22 protein-coding genes are annotated in these 21,638 nt (G+C 45.7%); 15 read left to right on the top strand and 7 right to left on the bottom strand.

Annotated features, from left to right (window positions below):
• Positions 1-66 precede the first annotated feature (66 nt).
• The 8 genes from ACP4IT_RS08995 to ACP4IT_RS08960 all read left to right on the top strand — a co-directional run bounded on the left by ACP4IT_RS08995 (position 67) and on the right by ACP4IT_RS08960 (position 7,493).
• Positions 67-1,152, top strand: a complete 1,086-nt coding sequence (locus tag ACP4IT_RS08995) for an ABC transporter ATP-binding protein (protein ID WP_082265189.1) — start codon at positions 67-69, stop codon at positions 1,150-1,152.
• A gap of 410 nt (positions 1,153-1,562) precedes the next feature.
• Positions 1,563-1,871 (top strand): hypothetical protein, encoded by a 309-nt coding sequence (locus ACP4IT_RS08990; RefSeq protein ID WP_041815224.1) that lies wholly within the window; start codon positions 1,563-1,565, stop codon positions 1,869-1,871.
• Between the two features lie 225 nt (positions 1,872-2,096).
• The gene (locus tag ACP4IT_RS08985) at positions 2,097-2,834 is read left to right on the top strand and encodes an NEAT domain-containing protein (RefSeq protein ID WP_011667471.1); all 738 of its coding nucleotides are present in this window, start codon (positions 2,097-2,099) and stop codon (positions 2,832-2,834) included.
• 104 nt (positions 2,835-2,938) lie between these two features.
• The gene (locus ACP4IT_RS08980) at positions 2,939-4,129 is read left to right on the top strand and encodes an NEAT domain-containing protein (RefSeq protein WP_156646804.1); all 1,191 of its coding nucleotides are present in this window, start codon (positions 2,939-2,941) and stop codon (positions 4,127-4,129) included.
• Entirely contained in the window at positions 4,113-4,883 is a 771-nt protein-coding gene (locus ACP4IT_RS08975; RefSeq protein WP_011667473.1) for an NEAT domain-containing protein, read from the top strand. Before ACP4IT_RS08980 ends, ACP4IT_RS08975 begins: the two co-directional genes overlap by 17 nt.
• 12 nt (positions 4,884-4,895) lie before the next feature.
• Positions 4,896-5,789 carry a heme ABC transporter substrate-binding protein IsdE gene (gene isdE, locus ACP4IT_RS08970; protein WP_011667474.1) on the top strand — a complete coding sequence of 298 codons (894 nt, stop codon included), beginning with the start codon at positions 4,896-4,898 and terminating at the stop codon, positions 5,787-5,789.
• A complete protein-coding gene (locus tag ACP4IT_RS08965; protein ID WP_011667475.1) occupies positions 5,786-6,754 on the top strand; it encodes an iron ABC transporter permease in 969 nt (322 codons plus the stop codon). The genes isdE and ACP4IT_RS08965 overlap by 4 nt, the downstream gene beginning before the upstream one ends.
• Complete coding sequence (locus ACP4IT_RS08960; RefSeq protein ID WP_011667476.1) at positions 6,735-7,493, top strand: ABC transporter ATP-binding protein; 759 nt, start codon at positions 6,735-6,737, stop codon at positions 7,491-7,493. Before ACP4IT_RS08965 ends, ACP4IT_RS08960 begins: the two co-directional genes overlap by 20 nt.
• Positions 7,494-7,561: 68 nt before the next feature.
• Here ACP4IT_RS08960 and ppx read toward each other — a convergent pair whose 3' ends face one another.
• Genes ppx through ACP4IT_RS08935 form a run of 5 tightly spaced genes read right to left on the bottom strand, consistent with a single transcriptional unit; the run spans position 7,562 to position 13,610 of the window.
• The gene (gene ppx / locus ACP4IT_RS08955; protein ID WP_011667477.1) at positions 7,562-8,497 is read right to left on the bottom strand and encodes an exopolyphosphatase; all 936 of its coding nucleotides are present in this window, start codon (positions 8,495-8,497) and stop codon (positions 7,562-7,564) included.
• Between the two features lies 1 nt (position 8,498).
• A complete protein-coding gene (locus ACP4IT_RS08950) occupies positions 8,499-10,661 on the bottom strand; it encodes an RNA degradosome polyphosphate kinase (protein ID WP_043023047.1) in 2,163 nt (720 codons plus the stop codon).
• Entirely contained in the window at positions 10,658-12,196 is a 1,539-nt protein-coding gene (locus tag ACP4IT_RS08945; RefSeq protein ID WP_011667479.1) for an exopolyphosphatase, read from the bottom strand. Before ACP4IT_RS08945 ends, ACP4IT_RS08950 begins: the two co-directional genes overlap by 4 nt.
• A gap of 21 nt (positions 12,197-12,217) precedes the next feature.
• Entirely contained in the window at positions 12,218-13,039 is an 822-nt protein-coding gene (locus ACP4IT_RS08940; protein WP_024855121.1) for a LicD family protein, read from the bottom strand.
• A gap of 19 nt (positions 13,040-13,058) precedes the next feature.
• Positions 13,059-13,610, bottom strand: coding sequence for a DUF5067 domain-containing protein (locus tag ACP4IT_RS08935; protein WP_156646806.1), 552 nt, complete (start codon positions 13,608-13,610; stop codon positions 13,059-13,061).
• Positions 13,611-13,743: 133 nt separating this feature from the next.
• Here ACP4IT_RS08935 and ACP4IT_RS08930 point away from each other — a divergent pair, with 133 nt between their 5' ends.
• Both ACP4IT_RS08930 and ACP4IT_RS08925 read left to right on the top strand, forming a co-directional pair.
• Positions 13,744-14,187 carry a MarR family winged helix-turn-helix transcriptional regulator gene (locus ACP4IT_RS08930; RefSeq protein WP_011667482.1) on the top strand — a complete coding sequence of 148 codons (444 nt, stop codon included), beginning with the start codon at positions 13,744-13,746 and terminating at the stop codon, positions 14,185-14,187.
• A gap of 58 nt (positions 14,188-14,245) precedes the next feature.
• A complete protein-coding gene (locus ACP4IT_RS08925; RefSeq protein ID WP_011667483.1) occupies positions 14,246-14,419 on the top strand; it encodes a hypothetical protein in 174 nt (57 codons plus the stop codon).
• Between the two features lie 57 nt (positions 14,420-14,476).
• On the opposite strand, the gene ACP4IT_RS08920 is transcribed toward ACP4IT_RS08925, so the two are convergent.
• Entirely contained in the window at positions 14,477-14,926 is a 450-nt protein-coding gene (locus tag ACP4IT_RS08920) for an OsmC family protein (protein WP_011667484.1), read from the bottom strand.
• A gap of 367 nt (positions 14,927-15,293) precedes the next feature.
• Here ACP4IT_RS08920 and ACP4IT_RS08915 point away from each other — a divergent pair, with 367 nt between their 5' ends.
• A complete protein-coding gene (locus ACP4IT_RS08915) occupies positions 15,294-15,473 on the top strand; it encodes a hypothetical protein (protein ID WP_011667485.1) in 180 nt (59 codons plus the stop codon).
• Positions 15,474-15,945: 472 nt separating this feature from the next.
• On the opposite strand, the gene ACP4IT_RS08910 is transcribed toward ACP4IT_RS08915, so the two are convergent.
• Positions 15,946-16,317, bottom strand: a complete 372-nt coding sequence (locus ACP4IT_RS08910) for a DUF1304 domain-containing protein (RefSeq protein WP_011667487.1) — start codon at positions 16,315-16,317, stop codon at positions 15,946-15,948.
• Positions 16,318-16,540: 223 nt separating this feature from the next.
• On the opposite strand from ACP4IT_RS08910, the gene ACP4IT_RS08905 reads away from it, so the two are divergent.
• The 4 genes from ACP4IT_RS08905 to ACP4IT_RS08890 all read left to right on the top strand — a co-directional run bounded on the left by ACP4IT_RS08905 (position 16,541) and on the right by ACP4IT_RS08890 (position 21,468).
• A complete protein-coding gene (locus tag ACP4IT_RS08905) occupies positions 16,541-17,035 on the top strand; it encodes an AP2 domain-containing protein (protein ID WP_047021583.1) in 495 nt (164 codons plus the stop codon).
• A gap of 135 nt (positions 17,036-17,170) precedes the next feature.
• Positions 17,171-18,556, top strand: a complete 1,386-nt coding sequence (locus ACP4IT_RS08900; RefSeq protein ID WP_047021582.1) for a class II fumarate hydratase — start codon at positions 17,171-17,173, stop codon at positions 18,554-18,556.
• 327 nt (positions 18,557-18,883) lie between these two features.
• On the top strand, positions 18,884-20,239 hold the full coding sequence (locus ACP4IT_RS08895; protein ID WP_080952776.1) for a M20/M25/M40 family metallo-hydrolase: 1,356 nt from the start codon (positions 18,884-18,886) through the stop codon (positions 20,237-20,239).
• Positions 20,240-20,448: 209 nt separating this feature from the next.
• A complete protein-coding gene (locus ACP4IT_RS08890; RefSeq protein WP_047021581.1) occupies positions 20,449-21,468 on the top strand; it encodes a LacI family DNA-binding transcriptional regulator in 1,020 nt (339 codons plus the stop codon).
• The last annotated feature ends 170 nt before the right edge of the window (positions 21,469-21,638 follow it).

The following is a 21,638-nucleotide window of genomic DNA, read 5'->3' as shown; positions in this document are numbered from 1 at the left end:
GACTAAGCTCAGGCACTGTGCTGGGTAATGCAGGTAGCGCAAATTTTGAGTTAGGAAGTTTAATTCATGGATAATTCTTATAAAATTAAAGTACAACACGTGACAAAGGAATACGATCTTTACAAGAGTCAGGCGGAAAAGTTGCGGTCATTTTTCTCACTAAGCAATTCTAAGGTGCCCCATTTTTGGTCTTTAATGGGCATTTCACTAGAAGTGAAGGCTGGAGAAACGCTGGGCTTGATTGGGGTTAACGGATCTGGTAAATCAACGCTCTCTAATATTATTTCCGGAATTATTCCGCAAACGACCGGGACGGTGGAGGTGCGTGGTGATACCTCAATTATTGCTATTGGTGCGGGACTACGGGGTAATCTAACCGGCTTGGAAAATATTCGCTTGAAGGCACTTATGCAGGGGTTAACCAACCCAGAGATTGATGCTTTAATGGATGATATTGTTTCTTTTGCGGATATTGGTGACTTCTTGTACCAACCCGTTAAGAGCTATTCATCAGGGATGAAATCGCGGTTGGGCTTTTCGATTGCGGTGCACGTTAATCCAGATATCTTGATTATTGATGAAGCTTTATCCGTCGGGGATGATACCTTCTATCAAAAGTGTGTGGACAAAATTTCTGAGTTCAAAGATGAAGGGAAAACCATTGTCTTTGTTAGTCACTCGTTAAAGCAGATTGAGATTTTGTGTGATCGGGTTGCTTGGATTCATTACGGCACGTTAAAAGAAATTGGTGCTACTGAAACGGTGGTTAAGCACTACCGCGAATTTACCAAGTGGTTCAAGGGACAAAGCAAGAAGGAAAAGAAACACTTCCAACGGCAAATGAAAGCCAACCAGAAAGCATTTGATATTGATGCTTACCAGCAACAGGTGATTGAGGAACGACAGGCTAATGATCCGAGCGATCAGAATGTTGCCGCAGAAGTTAAAAAGGACTTCTATGGTTCAGTTATCAGCGAAAAGATGAGTTGGGGTAATCGGTTCTTGACCATCGCAGTGGGAATCGTGTTTGTGTTAGCCTGTCTGATCAACGTTTCAGGGCACTCACTGGGAGACGTGCTACAAAATCCAGGGAATATCGTGCACCCAGAAACAGTTCTCCACGATACCAATGCCACGTCTGGTGTCAAATAATAGAATAATGAGAAAAAAATAGATTCTTATCATTTAACGTGGTATCGTTAAATTACCATTTATTTACCTCTTTAGCTGATTTCCCAATGAATTGGTTAAAGGTTTATCTCTCATTTGGTGAAGACTAAATGGTGGGGGCTGGAAGTTATTTCCGGCCCTTTTTGCGTTGATGACTAACTGTCTTAGGGTCAACGCGGTGTTTAGCGGAAATCATCAAAAATAGAAACGTTTTTCTGAAAAAGTATTGACAGCGCTTACAAATACCGGTATATTATAGCTTGTAAGGTATTAATAATTACCTTCTAATCAATTCTCTTTCTCTCTTATGCCGACCACTGCCATTCCCTGGTAGTGGTTTTGTTTTGTTCGTAGACCGGTTATAATAGATTTATTGCGCGGAGGTGAGAGTGATGAAGAGTCATGAAGTATTTACGTTGATTGAAGAGATAACGCGTTTAGATGGCAGTAAGTATATGGAAATTAGTAATATGGTGCAAAATGGCCGGGCTGAGTTGGCGGTTGAACGGGGACTCATTAAAGAAGTTCGGATTTTACAATTAAACATCGCCCATACGCCACACGTTCAGGCATACGAGGATTATGTTAATGAGCACTATGCGATGCCTGAAGAAGACTTTACTGAGTTTCAGGAATGGGCCAAGCCAGCCGAGATTCAAGAAGAAGTCATGGCAATCTTACATGAAAATCATATTGGATAGGTAACTTAAGTAACTTACTTAAACCGTAACCAGGGATCTTGTTGGTAGATCCTTGGTTTTTTTGGTATGGAGCAATGGGGAGAGGGACGTTAATCGTTTCGTCTATCGGTATATAAACCAAATGTCAGTTTGAACGGCTACAAAATTGTGGTGCTCAACTAATTTTCGTGCTACGATGAATTCGGATTCATAAGTTACATATTTTGTTTTGGGAGGGTATTTCTTATGAAAAAATCTTTAACTGTTATGAGTGCGTTATTAATGCTGGCGAGTGCGGGCGCCGGTATTTCAGTCAATCAAGTGGTTGGTAATCCAGCAACCGCTCAAGCGGCCAGTTTAAACGCCGCTAAGCTGGCAAATGGTCGGTATAGTGTTCAGTTTAAGGTTTACAAGACTGGGACTAACAAACCGTCTGAGGCCGCTCGATACTTAGATAGCACGGCAACCGTTAGTGTTAAGAATAAACAGGCTACAGTGACAATCAAAGCGACTGCTGCTGGGAGCCCTTATATTAAGGCGCTGACTCTGGGAGGCAAGACGGGCACTGTTAAGCAGGCAACGAGTGGTAACACCTATACCTTCACGAAGGTAGATTTAACCAAGACACAAACGATTGGTTTTTCACTGGCTGTGCCAATGAATGGGCAAACCATGACCATGCAAGAAGCAGCAACGCTTCAGTTTAAGACCAACACGCTTAAAGCAACCAGCAAGACCACCAAAAAGGCGGTTGCCTTGAGTACTAAACGGGTTAAAGCGGCTGCTAAGAAAGTATGTGGTACAACGACTAAGGGTGCCAAAGTAACGGTTAAGCATAACCAGACAACCTTGGGCAGGACGACAACTAAAAAGACGGCTTACACGGTTAAACTGAAAAAGGCAGTTAAGAAGAGTTGGAAATTAAAGGTAACCGCTACTAAAGCCGGTTATAAGCCAGTAACTAAGACGGTAACGGTTAAGTAAAACAAGCCATGGCAACCGTGACGGTGACAACGAGATCAAGACGTCTAGTCTGGTCTCGTTGTTTTGTCTAGCATTTAAAAAGATGAGAAACGGGGAGTTTATCAATGAAAGTTCGACAGCAATTCTGGCGGTGGCTCGGTTGTTTGGTACTGATTTGGGCCATCTTTATTGGTTGGTCAGGAACAGCACATGCGGCAGCACTGAGTAATGGGGTGTATCAGGTTCCCATGAAGATTATTAAGGCTGATAGCAATGCAACCTCATCAGCGAATCCGTTCTTCACGGATTCGGCAGTAGCGAGAGTTCAAGATCAACAGACAACGCTTTTGATAACATCTAATGGCGCGCAATATATCAAGTCGATGAAAATCAGTGGTCAACCGGTAACTAAGGTCAAGGCGGTTAACCAGCAAACCATTTATCAGGTGAATCTAACTGGTCAGACGAGCCCATTGACAACAACCTTTAGTTTGACAACGCCGTTGGGGGCAATGAATGAAACGGCCCGGCTAGCATTAGATTGGGAAAAAGCGCAACGACTCAGCACAACAACGGCAACGAGTGAACTATTGGATCAGGCAATGACACTGGCTGATACGGCAAAAAGTAGCAGTCAGGCAAGTTCTCAGGACAAGTCTTCGCAGCAGACAACCCCAACGATAACCACAAAGACGAGTACGGCCCAAACGGCTAAAGCAACTGCTAAGACTGAGTACTGGCGGTATCAAGTGCTGCAGGGAACAAAAATGAAGAAATCCGAAGCAGATCAATACTATACGGATCTTGCCAAGGTTACCCCAACTAATCAAGGCTATCGCGTGACACTAACAGTCAAGTATGCCAAGTCATTAAAGTTAGGGAGTCGGGCGGTTGTGCCTGAATCAATCAATCGAATGGCACCGCAGCAGGTGAGCTATGGTCAAACGGCTAAGGCATATACCATGCAGTATAGTTTTAAGGTCGCTAATCGACAAGACTTAGCCAGTCAATTGATACCCGGAAAGATTCACGTGACAGTACCAGTTATGTCGATCAGCGAAACCTTTCCGATTCGCTTCCGGTTTGCCAGCAGTGGTTCGGCAGATCAGACTCAGGCGGCAACCGTTGCTGCATTACCGAAAACCACTGAACAGACAACTGCAGCAACAGCGCCATCCACTACGCACCACGCCGCAGCTAAGGCAACGTTGCCCAAGACGGGCGAACAGCAATCTTCATGGTCGATGTTGGGCTGGTTGGGACTCATCGCTTGTGGTTATGTATTAGGGGGGAAACAACGTGAAACAGCAGATTAAGAATTGGCTATGTGTCGGATTATTTGCGCTCTTATTTTTGTGGTTAATTCCAACCCCGGCACACGCACAATCAATCGATTATGCGGCGTTAAAGTATGGAACCAAGCAAACGTCAATGGCGAGCGGCTACTTTGTTCATCCGGCGACGGTAACGGTGAGAAATCATGCTTATGTGGTTACGATGGATATTAAGACAGCTAAAAAGCTGACTAATTGGCCGGTCAAGGTATTGTCTGTTGACGGCCAGACACCAACCAACGTGCGCAAGGAAAAGGATTCGGCAGGTAACTCGCATTTATATTATTCATTCACGACGACCAATTTAAAACGGGCGGTTACGGCTAAGCTCGCGATTAATGTACCAGACGTTTACCGCGCTAAGCATTTGATTACTTTTAAATTTCAAACAGCCCATCTGCCGGCACTGACCCAAGCAAAAACGGCAGCAACGGTGAAAAAAGTACCAGCAGTCAAGGCATCAAAAAAGGCGAACACATCAACTGCCAGTTCAACGTCAGCGGTCAAGCCAACCAAGTCGGTTCGCCATCAGCCAAAGGCCAAGGAGCAACCGACAACGTCATCAAGCTCGTCAAGTCATCAGCCAAGTGCGAAGACCTCAGTTAACCAGCAGTCCGCCACTAATGCGGATCGCGTTCCCCAACAGAGCACGCATTGGGGCCGGTTAATTGGTGGTGTCGTAGCGATTTTGGTCGTTGTCGGTGGCGGTAGCTGGTGGTATGTTGGCCGACATTAGGAGGAAAAGCAAATGCGAAATCCTAGAAAAATTGGCTTAGTAACACTGGCTGTGCTCGTACTCTGTGGAATAATTGGTGGTGGCCTGGCTTGGCGTCAGCAATATCGGCAACAGAACCAGCCACGAATTGTGGCCACAACCTATGCCATCGTGCAAATTGCGGCCAAACTTCATTTACCATTAGTGGGCGTTCCGACGACGGCTAATACGATGCCCAAACAGTATCAGCATGTCACTAAGGTGGGTAGCCCAATGAATCCCAGCGTAGAGAAGATTGCAGCGCTGAAACCGACCGTGGTGTATTCGGTGACCACGTTGGATGATCAGTTTGGGGCAGCCTTTAAGACCCAACACGTTACGCCGCACTTTTTAGATTTGACGAGTGTTGGTCATTTGCAGACAACGCTGACGCAGTTGGGACAACGGTACCAGCGCCAGTCGGCTGCAGCTAAACAAAATCGGTTGATTAACCAGGCAAAACAGCGGGTCAAGCAACGAGCGCAACGACAAAAAGCACCACGGGTATTAGTCCTTATGGGCTTGCCGGGTGCCAGTTATATGATTGCTACCAATCGGTCCTATGTGGGTGATTTGGTCCGATTAGCCGGTGGTCAAAATGTGTTTACGAGTCAGCATCAAGAATACCAGCAACCAAACGACGAAGCTATTCAAAAGGCTAATCCACAGGTGATTTTACGTTTGGCCCATGCCATGCCAACTATGGTGACCAAGCAATTTAACCAGGAATTTAAGTCTAACCGGATGTGGTCGAAGATGGCGGCGGTTAAACACCACCGTGTCTATGATCTAACGGAACCGACATTTGATGCGACGGCCAATATGCAAGTTGTCGCAGCGCTAAATCAGGTGAGTCGCTGGCTCTATCCCCAGGAGGTGCCAGCATGAAGCAACATGCAGGTTGGTGGTATACCGGAATCTTAGGCTTACTGCTGGTGACGATTGTACTAGCGATGATGGTTGGCACCACCTGGCTAGGCATTGCGCAGATTTTCCGCGCCGTGACACGACCGGCAAGTTCAGATTTTACGACCGTGTTTACATTACGGGTGCCACGAATTCTAAGCAGTCTAATTTGTGGTGGAAGTTTAGCAGTCGCCGGGGCCCTGTTTCAAGCGGTTTTTCGTAACCCAATTGCCGATCCCAGTATTTTAGGGGTGAGTGCGGCAGCTAATTTTTTCAAATTAGGGGGCGCTCTGTTGTTGCCCGCCATGTGGGGCCGCAATTGGTTCTTCGCTCTGGGGGGCGGTTTAGTCGCCTTGGCCATTTTAACCAGTGGGCGCGCATTAGCTGATCCCTACCGCTTGATTATTGTTGGGGTGGCTTTGGATGCAACCTTTGTGGGCCTGCAACAGTTACTCAGCAGCGGGGCGACACAAATCAGCTCCAGTACGTTTAATGGTATGACGTGGTCAGAGACTACCGTGCTCTTGATTTTGGGGGTTATCGGGCTGATAGGGGCCTTGTTGATTGCACCTTGGGCCAATTACCTAAAGTTGACTGATACGGCACTGAGCCACGTTGGTGTGCCCGTCAGCGTTATTCGCTGGAGTCTGCTGCTATTAGGCATGTATTTGGCGGTTAGTGTTACCGCAGTCGTGGGCGCGATTCCCTTTGTCGGCATCGTCGTCCCCAATATTGCGCGACGCTTAGTCGGACATGATTATCAGACGGTCTTGCCGTTTTCAATGCTGGCGGGCGCTTGGCTGATGTTAGCAGCAGATACGTTGGGACGAACGGTTATTAGTCCCAGTGAGATTTCGGCAGCGACGATGATGGCGATTATCGGTGGACCGTTTGTGATTCTGTTACTACAACGGGGGCGAGGATTTTATGGAATGTCGACACGTTAGTTATCATTATCCACGGCAAAAAGGTGGTCTCACTGCGTTATCTGGCAACTTGCCGACTGGAAAAATCACCACGATTATTGGCCCGAATGGAGCAGGAAAGTCAACGCTATTACAGCTGTTGGCAAGACAATTGTTGCCTCAATCCGGGGAGATTCGTTTGGCCGATCAACCGCTGGCTCATTGGACCACCAAACAGCTGGCCCAACGAGTGGCAATGGTCACCCAACATCATCAGCTATATGATGAGTTGATGGTTCAGGAGGTTGTTGCCATGGGACGGTTACCATATCATAGCTTATGGCAAACGGTGCCGTTTCATGAGGTGCAGCCTTATTTGGCGCAAACGGGGTTACTTGCTTTAGCCGATCAGTTCATGCAAGATTTGTCAGGTGGTCAACAGCAACGTGCGTGGCTAGCCGCAGCTTTGGCTCAGGAACCGGCCGTTTTGCTGCTGGACGAACCGACCACGTATTTAGATGTACACTATCAGCAGACCCTGATGACGCAGTTGCAATCGTTGGCGGCTAAGGGCATGACGATTGTTCAGGTGCTACATGACATCAATCAAGCTTTTCGGGTGAGTGACTGGTTGTGGCTATTGAATGATGGTCGTTTGGCCGCCAGTGGAACTCCGACCCAATTGCGTGATCCACAACTGCTAGAGCGGGTGTTTAATACCGCTGTGGAAGTGGTCACGGTACCGCGATTTGGACCTTATATCGTGCAATTGCCTAATTAGATTATGTGAAATTTAAAAAATGAGTACCCGCGAAATGAAAGGTTTCGTAGGTGCTCATTTTTAGTTGGTCAATGACTCTCCGCCTTGATTTGATTGATTCGTTCAAATAAAATACCATCGCGTAAACCGGCGTTGGAAAAGGTAATTAACTGTGAATCAAGTAGGCGCATTAGCAGGGCAACCGGGACTAAGCCACCGACGATAATGTCTGCTCGGTCCTTGGAAAGCCCTGGCACCTTTTTTCGTTCAGCCAGGTTGAGACCAAGTAGCTGCGTTAAGGTGTTATAGACATCGGTGGCGGTTAATTTGTAACCATGGATATCTTCTACGTTTAAGAAATTTTTCTTACGGCGATTAATTTTAGCCAATGTTCGATTGGCACCGCCTAAACCAATAATCGGTAAGTTGGTCGCTTCGCGTAACCACCAAACATCGTTGAAGACGTTGTTAACAAACGTCATGGCGGAGAAAAGCGAGTCGGCTTTAATCCGATCATTTTCTAAATAAGCTTGAGATAACGTGACAGATCCTAGGGGGATTGATACCACGTGTTTCATCTGGCGATTCTGAACCAAGATGAGTTCGGAAGACGCGCCCCCAGTATCGACCAATAAGCCGTTGACGATCGGGAGTGTATGAATAACGCCCAGATAGTCGTAGCGCGCCTCTGTTGCGCCAGAGATCACCTTAAACGTCAATCCCAGCTGGTCTTTAACTTGCTTGAGAAATTGCTTTTGGTTCGTAGCTTGGCGAACGGCTGCCGTAGCCACAGCCACAATGCGGGGATGATCGAGCTTATCATAGATGGCCTTAAACTCACTTAACGCCGCTAGTGTCCGCTCAATAGCCGCGGGTTGTAACTGCTGATCAACGCCCATATTTTCTGATAGACGGACGTAACGTTTTTCAGCCGCTAAGGTATGGTGATCGCCGGTATCATCAAGGTTACTGATGGTCATCCGGACAGAATTGGATCCAAGATCAATGACGACTAAAGTTTCCATATTATTCAGGACTCCGATCAATTGGGGATTGTGGTTGATTCTTAGGGCTTAGCATTGGTTTAAATTGATGTGTGCCAGATTGATTAGTGGCGGTTGGCTTAGCTGCTAAACGTTGCTTAGTTGCTTCTGCCATGAACGTGGCTTGGGCATCAAGGGCGTCCAGTCCCCGTCGATCAACACGAGTGAAGGTCCGGTCAGCGAGTAAGACCCGGGTCTTCACATTATCTTGCCATAGGGTATCAAAAATGGCAAAGACCCGCTGACGTAAATCAGCCTGTAGAATCGGGAAGAGTAATTCTACTCGGCGGTTAAGGTTACGCGTCATGAGGTCCGCACTAGACAAATAGACTTGGGGATCACCGGCATTAGCGAAGGCATAAATGCGGCTATGTTCCAAATAGCGGCCGACGATGGAGTGGACTTCAATGTGGTCGCTGACTTTAGGAATCTCGACGTTTAAACAGCAAATCCCGCGGACAATTAGTTTGACATGAACGCCAGCATGCGATGCTTCGTAAAGCTTCGCAATCATGGCTGAGTCTGATAGGGAGTTCATCTTCATTTCAATCCAAGCGGGTTGACCAGCCTTAGCGTTAGTAATTTCCTGATTAATTTTAGCAGTGATAAAATGCCGGATACCATCAGGAGACATGTGGAGCTGGTGAAAGTAGGGCGGTTCCGAATAGCCGGATAGCATATTAAAGATATTTGAGGCGTCGATGCCCATGTCCGTATTAGTTGTCATGAGCCCCATATCTGTGTAGAAATGGGCCGTAACATCATTGTAATTACCAGTGCCCATGTGCATGTAGCGACGAATTCCATCGGCTTCACGACGGACGATGAGGGCCAACTTACAGTGGGTCTTAAGGCCAATGAGGCCGTAGATAACGTGGCATCCCATCTTTTCAAGTTGCTGGGCCCAATGGACATTATTTTCTTCATCAAAGCGGGCTTTGACTTCCACGAGAACGGTGACTTGCTTGCCGTTTTGAGCTGCTCGCCCAAGGTATTTAATGATCGGTGAGTTAGCCGAAACTCGGTAGAGTGTCATCTTAATGGCGAGCACATCATCATCTGCTGCTGCCTGGCGAATCAATTCGGTAACGGCGCCAAACGTGTCGTAGGGATGGTGGACCAATACATCATGTTGGCGAATGGTTTTAAATACATCATCGTCAGGCGTGAAACCCGGCGTGCGATTGGCGGTGAATGGCGCGTAACGTTCGTTATCGTGATCGCTAATCTGCTTGGTTAGTTGGCTCAGAAAAGTGAGATCGATGGGTCCGCTGATCTCATAAACGGCATAGTCTGCCACGTTAAGCGCGTTGATGAGTCGCCGTCGCAGCGCTGGGCTGATACCATTTTCCACTTCGAGTCGAACCGCACCGCCGTGTTCTCGTCGTTTGAGTTGCTGTTCAACTTCCTTTAGGAGGTCCGAGGTGTCTTCTTCCGCAACATCGAGATCCATATCGCGAATAACCCGGTAAGTTGAAGCTTCCTTAACTTGATAGCCGATAAAGAGATTGCCAATAAAGGTTTTAATCACATCCTCTAACATCATGAAATCGTTAGGGGCACCAGGTAAACGCACCGTTCGGGGGAAAATATCGGGTACTTGAACCGTTGCGAAGCGTTTATCTTTTTTATCCCCATTCTTATAGAGACGCAGGGCAATATTCAGTGTGTTATTGCCGATAAACGGGAATGGTCGGGAGCTGTCGACGGCCATCGGGGTCAAAGCGGGCGACAGTTCATCGTTGAAATACTTTTCAATAAACCGTGTTTGTTGTGGTGTTAAGTCCTGGGGTGTCAAAACGTGTACGTCTAAATTGCCAAGTGCTGGTAATAACATGCGATTTAGCGTGGAATACTGTTTGATAACTTGGTCATGCGCTTTGGCATTGACTGCCAGCAATTGATCCTTAGCGGTCATACCGGAAGCATCGGGTTTGGGGTAATTGACAGCGGCAAGCTTGGATAGGGATGCCACTCGGACCATAAAGAATTCATCAACGTTGCTTTGGGTGATTCCCAAGAAGCGGACGCGTTCGAGTAGAGGATTAGTTTTATCCCGGGCTTCTTCCAAAACCCGATCGTTAAAGTCTAGCCAGCTTAATTCGCGGTTGGTATAGTACTGCGGGAGTGTGAAGTCGAGTGTCATTTGTGTAATCTCCTTTGTTTTAGTACTGGCTGTAAGCCGAAAACATCCGTAAAGAATTTAGCTTTATAAGTAAAGGCCCAATGAATCAGTGACAGTTCATCATCACTGAAAACCGTGATAATCACACGATCAGCTCGAACGGACACCGAAATTTTTTGAATCGTTTGTTGGTGGGCATCGTCTAAAGCATCAGCTAACCGTAAGATAGCTGATAATTTGGCGACGACTAAGCGTTTATCACTATCTAATTGTTGAAAATGGGCCAGATCCTCACCAGGGGTCCGGGTGCTGTGGTAACGGGAGACTGCAGCGATAATTTGCGTCTCTTCTTGTGATAATCCAAGTAAATCGGACTGTTTCAAAACATAATCTGAGTGTAAGTAATGCTGGTGGGTATCAATAAATCCGCCAATGTCGTGAACAATCGTCGCCACTTCAAGTAATAAACGGTCACGTGTGGTTAGATGATGTAAAGCCCGTAGCTGATCGAATAAATGTAGCGCAAAGCGGCGCACCAACTCCATATGGTGCGGTTCTACGCGATAGCGTTGCGCTAGATCTTCAGCGGAAGCCAAAATTTGGTTTTCAAAGTGGGCTGTTTTATGATAACCCGCCATAATTGCTTGATTGGTCGTTAATCCGTCAATGATGTTGAGGTTAACCAGTTGGATTTTCTCAGCGTGAACGACGGTTAGCAATTTTTTGATTAGCAAAACGACAGGCAAAATTAGTTCAACGTTTTCTTCGGTGAGATGAAGCCGTTCCATCAGGTATTGATCGGAAGCCCCGGCGACCTCCCGACTGAACTGATTGAAGTCGTCAAGAGTCAATGGGGCACTGATAGCACCCTGCGGAATGAAGTATGCATTTAGCGGTTCGGCACCAATTAAGATAACCTGATTGGAAACGGTCTGCAAATCGGCCGGCAAAAAGCGATAGAAGTCATCCACTTTACTATTGATGTAATCATCCAAGACATCGACTGGATTTGGGGCCGTTGTCCGTAAATCTTGCAGAACTTCTTTAATCCGCACTGGTCCTAACTTCATATTGTGAGATGCTACAAGTTGTTCTTGTGCGAAAAAGGAAAGCGTCGTGCTGCCAGAATTTAAGCCGATAATTGCGGCATGGTGTTTGACCAGATGATGATAATGGTCGAACTTTAAGGCTACGGCTTCATTGCGCACGAAGGATTCCTCGCCCCACGAGAGCCATTCGATGTGTAGACCAGTACGAACATAGAGCTGATCTCGAATAAACTCAGCATTAGGTGCTGAAGATAATGCCTGTGAGCCCCAGAGTTGATAGTGGGTGACACCGTAGTCTTTAATGATTTGTAAGAAGCCGCGTAGTGCTTCAGCGGCCTCGGCAACCGTTTCAAAATCAATGTCTTCGTGATTGTAAATATTTTCCCCAATAGCGACGGTTGATTTGACGCGTTCCACTTGGGTACCAGATTTTAAGTTAACAATGGATAGCTCAATACTTGAGACGTTGACCAGCATTGCTCCAAAATAGTCATCAGCCATGGTCATTCAACTACTTTCTCTTAAAATTTAGTCAGTAAAAACTTGATTGTCCATAATAACCCGTTCCAAATGTTTTTCGGTGCGCTGGTTCTCTGGTGGTAAGGCCAGATAGTCCCCATACATCCTAGTTAAAATCGTAGCATAGTTTCGGGGAACCTGAACCTGCAAGTGCTCAAAGGGAACGGTGGTTAGGTCGCTTAGTTCCGCAACCGTGAAGACTTCCTTGGCATAGGCGTATTGGGAGGACAAATTTTTGACCTGCGGCAGCGTGATTTCTGCTTGATATTGGGTCATCACGGCCTGACGTTCTGCCTTAAGGGCGTTAACACTGGTTAATTGTTCTGAGCTGAGCGGACCTTGAAGCTTGCGAAGCGGGTTATCCACCAGATGATAGCGTAGTTGGAGCAAGATCCGCGTATTTAGCAGCTGAAACTTGGTCGACTGCTTTTGTTGAGCGCTAGTGTCTTGGGGAATTCGATCTAAGGGAAAGATGTCAATGAAAATACCTTTACGGGCGTTGTTGACATTACGCTTCTCCTCAATATAGGTGCGGCGATCTAGCAGTTTAGCGTAGCTCAGGCCGTAGTTTTCATCACTAGTGGGCGTTTGTAAAAAGTAGGGACTATCTGCTAGATGAGTAGGGGCCGCAGCAAGGAGTTGGTCATAATCGGCGCGTAAGAGACCGACGTCAACATCATCATCCCATGGAATGAAGCCTTGATGGCGGATTGCGCCCAATAATGAGCCGCCCATCAAAAAGTAAGGGAGACCAAGCTGATGGCAAAGCTGATCCAGTTGGGCGAGATTACCGAGTTCAACTTGGTGAATACGTTCAATTAAAGTGGGCATGATAGATTCCTTTCTAGGGTTAAGTTAAGGGATAGTGGCTTTGATGAATAATCTGGTGGTGAGTATCCTTGAATGTAACGGTGATGGGCTGGCTAGTCTTAGGCTCAAAGGTGGCTAAACCGGTAACGGTTTTACCAGGTGCCACATCCATGACTGTACGATTTAGTTTGTTATTGTCTTGCGTTTGATTAGTAGTAAAGGCCAAGTTGCCAGTTTGCAGTTGGTGGCCGCTTTGTTGCGCACTGACTGCACTTTGCCAGATGTCGTTGGGGATGATGGACTTGGCTTGATGATTGGTCACCGAATAGTACAGGACGAATAAGTTGCGATTAGCCGTTGAACTAGCAGTGACTTTACTCCCCGTTAGGCTGAAGGTGACATCTTTAATCGTAAAGCGTTGTTGCTTAAAAGTGGCCGTTGGTGCTTGTGAGGCTGCTTGCGATGAGGTTGTTTGACTGGAACGCGACGTAGCAGTTTGATGGCCGGGTTCCTGTTGACTAGATAGCTGTTTTTGGCCACAACCCGTCAATAAAAATAGTGTCCCCAATAAAATTATTTTGCGAGATAACATGAAAATTCCCCCTAAGCGAACTTATGTCTATTTTAGCATAAGGTTGGTCCAGACCACCGGTAAAAGACTGGTATTTGATAAGGGTAAATGCTAAGATAAAAAACGTATTTTTAGAAATGTAGGTGGGGTAATCATGGTTGAGCAGGAACAACCGTTGCTGGACGCTTTTATTGATGTCTACATGAGTTCGTTGAAATATTTAGATGAATTTATTTCCGAACCAGCGCAGGCCTTTCACTTGTCTTTTGAACAGTATCTGATTCTCCGGGAAATTACGCAGAACGATCAGGTGACACTGATGGATATTGCCAGTAAACGGCAGGTAACACGCAGCGCTATTTCGCGGCAAATCAAGGTGTTGTTGAAAGCAGGCTATTTGCAACAACAACCAGATGAAAACGATCGGCGCCGGCTGTACTTGTTGGTGACGCCGACGGGTGCTAAAGCGGAGCGTGCTATTCGCCAACGAATCAACCAACGCTTTCAAGGGTGGCTGGATGTTTATGGTGATCAACGGGCTCACGAGATCCTCGACTTTATCCGTGATTTTAGCCAAGTGACGCAAATGAAAAAATAACGCTATGTCGCGTTTAACTACTAGGTGACGACTGGTGGAGAGAAGGAGATTGAAGTCAATGAGCAAAAAGCGCATGAGCGATGAAGAAGAAAAGCGCTGGCGCAAGATTGTCTTCATGGATGATGCACATGCTGACAAGACCGTCCGCAAGACACGGCCATACGTATATGGCGAAGAGCCAATGAAGCAATCGTGGTGGGAGCGCTTAACAGCGCGCTTCAGTCGGCGTTAACGTAAAAAGCAGCAACTCGCTGGTAGGACTAGCGGGTTGTTGCTTTTTTAGCGTTAATTAATGGACAATTGGAGGAGCTGGCGAGAATTCCTGAACTAACTTGACCTGAACGTTGTCACTACCGCTCATGAGCTTCGCTACAGGGCACCGGCGCTCAGCCAGATCAACCATTGCCTTAGCTGTATCCAGGTCAACGCCGGGAAGCTTAATTTCTGCGGTCACGTAAAACTGTAGGCCCCGTCGGTCGCGAGCCATCTCAACAATTGTGTGGACCTGCGAGGTGTGTGGGAGATCCCGTCGCTGTTCAATTGCTTCCAAGGTGGCATTTAGGCAAGTGCTTAAAGCCAGCCCAACGAATTGCTCAGGATTGGCACCCGGTTGATCGTTGGACGGACTGCTAGTTAAAACATCTAAGCCACCGGGAATATAGGAGTGACTTTCTAAGCCATCATCGTTAATGGCAACGGTTCGATAGAGTGGTGGAAACTTTTCGCGATCAATAGCCAAAAGACCAACTTCTTTCTGTATATTTACCCCTAGATTACGCCGGTTAAGAAAAAAAGACAATTGTTTTACTTATAAATGTAAGGGTTTGCGTAATAGCTACACCAGTGACAATTTTAGCTGGTAATGAGTGGGCGTGATTAACGCTATATCGGACAACAACCGGTTGCGTGTGATAACTATACCAATTTTAAAAATTAACGTTATTGGTTTTAGAGATATTGACTTGAAAGCTTGCTCTGTAGGTAAATGGGTTTATGTAGAAATTTTGTACTTTTTTGGCCGATAGGGTAGACCGCTACCAAATTAATGCTTATAATGTAAGGGACAAGCAGTAGAAGATTGGCGAATTGAGTTTGGGGGGAGCCAAATGTTAAACGAAAAGCTGTCAAATGAACAGAAACGGTTCCAAATGATTACTTGGCGGGCAAAGCAACACGGCGCACAGGTTGTGGAGGGCGATTTGATGCGCCAATTCACGGCAACCGTCGCTGAACAAAAGGCGTTACTTGCTAATGTACATCAACAACGGACAACATCTGTGAGCTAACACCGCGGATAATTAACTAACTAGACCTAACCCTGATTGGCGAGCATGACTCATGATAGGCAACTGTGCAATTCATTGAGGAGGTAAGGCTGATGAAACATCCAATGAGCTATTATGGTTACTATGTGGTCGGTGGTATCTTTGTGGGCATTATGGCTTTTGCAATCGTCCGCTTGGTTGAATTATGGTTGGTTGTTAGTAATATGTAAGTCACTTAAGCAATTGAACTTAAATACGTGCGGCACCTGTAAAGGATACCGCGCGTATTTTTTGAATGAAAATAAAAAAGCTAGTTACGATGGACGCAACCAGCAGAATAGAGGTATGTGTACGGCCCCAACGGTGTTAATAATGGCTAAATGTCAATTAACTCCTCCAACGATTGAAAGCCCGTAGCAGGTTCTCACCTGAATATGTGTCTTCATTATAACGTGTGGTGGTAGTTCTGTAAACCACAAATTTAAGGATATCTTTAAATGAGTTGGCTTAACAGAATAATTAAGGTGACCAGTGCGGGAAAACCTTGAAGCCAGAAAATTTGTCGCTTGACCGTCAAACTACCATAAAGTGCCACAATAACGATGAATCCCAATAGAAGGGCCGTCGTTATTAAACTGGTGGGCATCGGTAATAGCCATTGAGCTAGAATCAAAATGACAGCTAGCATCCCATTATAAATGCCTTGATTGGCTAGTGCTTTTTGCGCAGGAACCTGACGAACGAAGGTTATGGGCATCCCAAAAGCCCGCGCTTGTTGTTCTGGGCGTCCCCACATTTCCAGTGCCATGATGCCCAAATGCTCGATAGCAATGAGATAAATTAAAATTGTTAAAATTTCCAACATGATAATTGCCTTCCTTTGTAAGACTGAGTATAGTTATAGTATAACTTAATAATGATGTGGGTTTCCACTCGTTAACATTTAAAAACATTATCGACTTTAAGCTATTTTTTAGTTTGGCGTGTAGAATAATTAGGTGAGGATATTTGTCAGGGGAGCTTGGGTTATTTCTGGGGAGAACAGTAACCTATTATAAACTTTAAGAAAACGAATGGAGGAAATTCCCATGAGACTCCTTGACTTAACTGGACAACAATTCGGCAGACTGACGGTTATCCGTCGTGACGGCACTGCTAAAAATGGTAATGCGACTTGGTTGTGTAAATGTAACTGTGGTAATTTGGTGACTGTCGATAACTATCGACTGCGCCATGGGATTACGGTGAGTTGTGGGTGTTATCGCCGTGACATTAGTAAAGAACGGTTGACCAAGGACCCCCGAACGCGTGAACAGATTGGCAATGCGATGAATTTACCATTAGTTAATGGGAGCAACGTTGCCGCATTGACTAAACTCAGCTCGCGTAATATCTCGGGTGTGATCGGTGTTAGTTTTGATAAACGATCGGGTAAATGGGCTGCTCGTCTATTTTATCATGGACGCTACATCTTAAACCAGACTTTTACAGACTTTGATGAAGCGGTAGAAGCGCGGCGTCGAGCTGAAGAACAATTAACTCAAAATGATGACGTTCAATTAAAAGCCTCTGCTGAAGGCTAAGTAGGCACAATCAACAGAATAATAGAAGCCAAAAAAGGGTCGCCATTGGGCGATCTTTTTTGGTGGAGAATAATGTTTGACGGTAGCTGAGCAGCTCGGTATGCTGAGACTAGAGAAAAGAGAGGAAGAGATCGAATGGCTTATCGGGAAGAAGCAGATACTTTAGGGACGGTGAAGGTGCCAGCCGAAGCTCTGTGGGGCGCCCAAACGGAACGTAGTCGCCACAATTTCACAACGGGCCCCACGATGCCGATGGCGGTGATTCGAGCACTTCTACATTTGAAGCGGGCAGCAGCAATCGCTAATCGTGATTTAGGTAGTTTACGCGAAGCTAAAGCACAACTGATTGTTCAGGCGATTGATCAGTTGTTGGCATTGCCGGATGAGAAATTACAGGCCGATTTCCCGTTACGAGTCTATCAAACCGGTTCGGGAACCCAAACAAATATGAATGTGAATGAAGTGATTGCCCATCAAGCCACCAACTTAGCACCCACCAGTGGTATTTTGCCGAATGATGATGTTAATCAAAGTCAAAGCTCTAATGATACCTTTCCAACGGCGATGGCGGTGACTGCCTATGATGCGATTCACCAGCTAGTGCCAGTCGTACAGAGGTTGATTGATGAATTGGCCCAAAAGCAAGCAGATTACTGGCGAGTCGTTAAGATTGGCCGGACTCATCTGCAAGATGCCACGCCCCTCACATTTGGTCAAGAAGTGAGCGGCTGGGTAAGTATGTTGACGCATGATCTGCAGTATATTCAATCTTTGATGCCAACACTATTGGAGCTACCAATTGGTGGTACGGCGGTCGGCACGGGATTGAATGCGGCTCCGGGATTTGCTGTAGCTGTAGCGACACAATTACAACAGGCGTATGGCTACCCATTTACGGCTAAGACCAATAAGTTTTTTGGGTTAGCGGCTCATTCGGGGTTAACCGTTGTTCACGGAGCGGTGAAAACGTTAGCCGGTGATTTGTTGAAAATCGCTAATGACGTGCGTTTTTTGGCGAGTGGGCCTCGAGCCGGTTATGGGGAACTGAATATTCCGGCCAATGAGCCGGGGTCGTCGATCATGCCAGGCAAGGTGAACCCCACGCAGGCAGAAGCCCTCACGATGGCGGCGACACGAGTCATGGGAAACGATGTCACGATTAGTCTGGCGGCGTCGCAGGGTAATTTTGAAATGAATGTTTATAAACCAGTAATTATTGCAACCTTTTTGGAATCAACGACGTTGTTAACTGGGACAATTCAAGGCTTTACGGACCGATTGGTTCACGGATTAACGGTTAACCAAGACCGGATGAGAAATCTGGTTGATGAATCCCTAATGACGGTAACGGCGTTGTCGCCACACATTGGGTATCACGCCAGTGCGCAAATTGCCCAGATGGCCGAGCAGCAGAATTTGACGTTACGTGCAGCGGCTTTGCAGTCAGGAGAAGTGACGGCGGCACAATTTGACAAATGGGTCGATCCATTGGCAATGACTAATGTTGACCGACCGGATTAGATGAGATTTAACCTTAAGCCAGCTCGAGCAGAAGCTGGCTTTTTCAATCAGTCAAAAAAATGTGACCTTTCTGAAAGTTATTCGTTGACTATGTGGGGAGGAGAAAAGTATGGATTTGGAGCAGTATGCGGTAGTAAATAGCCATAAAATGAAAATTTGATTAAAAAGTCTTGACTATTTTATCATCAAATAATAATCTTATAGGCAAGCAGTGGTCTTAAATAGATGATAACTAAGATGATTGGTAACTAAAATGTCCTTAACGGAGCTGAGTCTGTGGGGACATTTTTTAATACAACTAGTCGTTGAGGTGTGGAGGATGATTAAATGACAATGACTTTGAAACAGGCTGTTGAGCAGGCATTGGTCGCAGATCACGATCGATTGGCAGCATATCTAAAACTAGAAACGGTGTCAGCCCAACACCGAGAAATTGACGAGACTGTCGATTTTCTAGAGCAAGCCTTTAAGTCTGTTGGGACAACGGTCACGGTTTGGCGAGATGTCGCCGGTAGTCATCCGTTTGTTTTTGCCACGTTACCGGCGGGACCCACGGGTAATGCGGATAAGACATTCTTGTTTTACAACCATTACGATGTACAGCCGCCGGAACCGTTGGACGAGTGGCAAACAGCGCCGTTTGATTTAACCGAAGTTGATGGCAAATATGTCGCGCGTGGCGTATCTGATGATAAGGGGGAACTGATGGCCCGCCTCTCAGCAGTCAAGGCCCTGCAAGCAACGTCGGGTCTGCCGTGTAATTTGAAATTTATTGTGGAAGGTGAAGAAGAAATTGGCAGTCCTCGCATCGCTCCGATGGTCCAGCAACATGCCGCTGAATTGGCGGCTGACGTAATTGTTTGGGAAACGAGTGGCAAGGATGCTGATGAAAATTTTGATATTACTTGCGGTGTGAAGGGAATCATGAGCTTTGAGTTGCGCGTTAAGACGGCAGAGAAAGATTTGCATTCATCATTAGCCGCTTATGCGGATAACGCGGCTTGGCGGTTAACGCGAGCACTGGCGTCGTTGCGTGGCCCGGATAATCGAGTTCTGGTTGCGGGATTTTATGATGATGTGCGTGCGTTGACGGCGGAAGAGCAACGGGCAACCGCGGCTTTACCCTTCAACGAAACCACGACTCGAGAAAATTTCGGTCTCAAACGGCCATTGGTGACAACTGACCCGGTAGCCGCGTTGGTTAATGCAACCACGATGACTATTAATGGGTTGTCGAGCGGGTATGAAGGCGAAGGAGTTAAGACGGTACTGCCGAAACAGGCCACGGCTAAATTGGATTGTCGGTTGGTTCCAAACCAGGAACCGAAGAAATTGGCTCAGTTAATCCAAGCTCAGTTAGTGCGAAATGGATTTGAAGACGTTGAGGTAGTTTATCTGTTAGGTGAAAAGCCATTCCGGTCGAAGTTAACAGATCCATTTGTACAGTTGGCTGTGAAGACAGCGGCTAAGATCTATGGGGATCGGGTAAAACTAGTACCGAATGCAGCCGGAACGGGTCCGCAAGTCTTCTTTGGGGAAACATTACAGGCACCAATCGTGGCTTTTGGAACAACCTGGGCTGGGTCCGGTCCTCATGCACCTAACGAGAACATCCGAATTGCTGATTATCAACAAGATGCCTGGTACACCGCAGAAGTGTTGCGAGATTTTGGGATGGAATAAGAGCGTAAATGTAGTGATATTAATAAAACGCTGACTCCATACTTAGAGGAATCAGCGTTTTATTAAGGAATCAAGAATGTTAACAAATCAGAAATGAATAAGATTGATACAGTTCTGATGGTCTGATTGATAGGCACGAATTTGTTTGAGTATCGTTAGCAATAATGTTTATAATTAGATAAACAAGAACAGAATGGAGTAGGTTAGAAATGGCATATTCGATGAAGGACATCGCTAAGGAGGCCAATGTTTCGTTAACAGCTGTGTCATTAGTATTGAATAATAAAGAAACACGGGTTTCAGCAGCCAAAAAAGCAGAAATCAAAAGAATTGCAAAACGTATGAATTATCGGCCTAACTCTGCGGCTGTTTCGTTAAGCAAAAATATTAGTTACAATATCGCATTGATTGTGCCAGACATCACAAATCCCTTTTTTGCGCGAATTGTCCGTGAGATTACAACCTTTCTGAATAAAAAAGGATATGGAACACTGCTGATTGACAGTGAAAATTCTTATAAAAATGAAAAAGCGGCGCTACAAAATTTGATTTCTCGAGGCGTTGATGGCATTTTGCTAGTCCCCTCTAATGAGATTTTTTCGAAAAATGAAGCAGAAGTAACAGATCTTTTACAAAACATAGCGAAACCGTTGGTGTTGCTCAATGCCTACACGGATCGAGATGTCAGTTATGTTAATTTTGATAATACCAAAGGTGCAGAAATGGCCACACAAGAGTTAATCAAATATGGGCATCAACAAATTGGGTTTATTCGGGGGGAAGATAATTTTATAAATGCTCTTGAACGCTATAAAGGGTATGAGAAAGTACTCAAAAGAAATGGTATTCCTTTAAATAAAAAACTTGTATTTAAAGGGGACTATAGTATGGCGAGCGGCTATCGATTGGCGCCTAAAATTATGGAAAATACTGAATTAACGGCTATTGTGAGTTCAAATGATCTTATGCTCTTTGGTGTAATTAAATGGACTAAAGAACACCAAATCCCAATATTTAAACGATTATCAATGATTGGTTTTGATAATACGCCCTACACGGAAATCTTGGAAGTTCCACTAACAACTATTGATCAAGATATTGAGAAAATGGCAACTGAAGCTAGTGATCTGTTGTTAAGAATGATTCAGACTAAGAAAAAAATTGTGAAAAGAATTATTATTGCTCCTATTTTGATTCGTCGACAATCTGTCTGGGAGCGTCACTGTTAATATGTTTTCACGAATATTTGAAGAAGTGTAAAAATTTTTTCTTGAGAGAATCGGCCAAGTCTAACTTGACTTTTAAAAACGGCATGATAAGATTGGTTCAAAATGATAGCGCTTGCAAGCGTTATTTATTTTTTTGCTTTGATAAAGCGCTTTACCATTCGATTTAAACC

The sequence above is a fragment of the Levilactobacillus sp. LN180102 genome (assembly GCF_050106635.1).
Classification (GTDB): Bacteria; Bacillota; Bacilli; order Lactobacillales; family Lactobacillaceae; genus Levilactobacillus; species Levilactobacillus brevis.
This window is presented reverse-complemented; position numbering and strand designations above follow the sequence as displayed.

Excerpts from the sequence above, each read along its gene's own strand:
- ACP4IT_RS08960 (WP_011667476.1), top strand. The coding sequence starts at position 6,735 with ATGGAATGTCGACACGTTAGTTATCATTATCCACGGCAAAAAGGTGGT.
- isdE (WP_011667474.1), top strand. The coding sequence starts at position 4,896 with ATGCGAAATCCTAGAAAAATTGGCTTAGTAACACTGGCTGTGCTCGTA.
- ACP4IT_RS08905 (WP_047021583.1), top strand. The coding sequence starts at position 16,541 with ATGAGACTCCTTGACTTAACTGGACAACAATTCGGCAGACTGACGGTT.
- ACP4IT_RS08980 (WP_156646804.1), top strand. The coding sequence starts at position 2,939 with ATGAAAGTTCGACAGCAATTCTGGCGGTGGCTCGGTTGTTTGGTACTG.
- ACP4IT_RS08915 (WP_011667485.1), top strand. The coding sequence starts at position 15,294 with ATGTTAAACGAAAAGCTGTCAAATGAACAGAAACGGTTCCAAATGATT.
- ACP4IT_RS08910 (WP_011667487.1), bottom strand. The coding sequence starts at position 16,317 with ATGTTGGAAATTTTAACAATTTTAATTTATCTCATTGCTATCGAGCAT.
- ACP4IT_RS08900 (WP_047021582.1), top strand. The coding sequence starts at position 17,171 with ATGGCTTATCGGGAAGAAGCAGATACTTTAGGGACGGTGAAGGTGCCA.
- ACP4IT_RS08990 (WP_041815224.1), top strand. The coding sequence starts at position 1,563 with ATGAAGAGTCATGAAGTATTTACGTTGATTGAAGAGATAACGCGTTTA.
- ACP4IT_RS08940 (WP_024855121.1), bottom strand. The coding sequence starts at position 13,039 with ATGCCCACTTTAATTGAACGTATTCACCAAGTTGAACTCGGTAATCTC.
- ACP4IT_RS08985 (WP_011667471.1), top strand. The coding sequence starts at position 2,097 with ATGAAAAAATCTTTAACTGTTATGAGTGCGTTATTAATGCTGGCGAGT.
- ACP4IT_RS08935 (WP_156646806.1), bottom strand. The coding sequence starts at position 13,610 with ATGTTATCTCGCAAAATAATTTTATTGGGGACACTATTTTTATTGACG.
- ACP4IT_RS08895 (WP_080952776.1), top strand. The coding sequence starts at position 18,884 with ATGACAATGACTTTGAAACAGGCTGTTGAGCAGGCATTGGTCGCAGAT.
- ACP4IT_RS08995 (WP_082265189.1), top strand. The coding sequence starts at position 67 with ATGGATAATTCTTATAAAATTAAAGTACAACACGTGACAAAGGAATAC.
- ACP4IT_RS08890 (WP_047021581.1), top strand. The coding sequence starts at position 20,449 with ATGGCATATTCGATGAAGGACATCGCTAAGGAGGCCAATGTTTCGTTA.
- ACP4IT_RS08950 (WP_043023047.1), bottom strand. The coding sequence starts at position 10,661 with ATGACACTCGACTTCACACTCCCGCAGTACTATACCAACCGCGAATTA.
- ACP4IT_RS08925 (WP_011667483.1), top strand. The coding sequence starts at position 14,246 with ATGAGCAAAAAGCGCATGAGCGATGAAGAAGAAAAGCGCTGGCGCAAG.
- ACP4IT_RS08965 (WP_011667475.1), top strand. The coding sequence starts at position 5,786 with ATGAAGCAACATGCAGGTTGGTGGTATACCGGAATCTTAGGCTTACTG.
- ACP4IT_RS08945 (WP_011667479.1), bottom strand. The coding sequence starts at position 12,196 with ATGACCATGGCTGATGACTATTTTGGAGCAATGCTGGTCAACGTCTCA.
- ppx (WP_011667477.1), bottom strand. The coding sequence starts at position 8,497 with ATGGAAACTTTAGTCGTCATTGATCTTGGATCCAATTCTGTCCGGATG.
- ACP4IT_RS08930 (WP_011667482.1), top strand. The coding sequence starts at position 13,744 with ATGGTTGAGCAGGAACAACCGTTGCTGGACGCTTTTATTGATGTCTAC.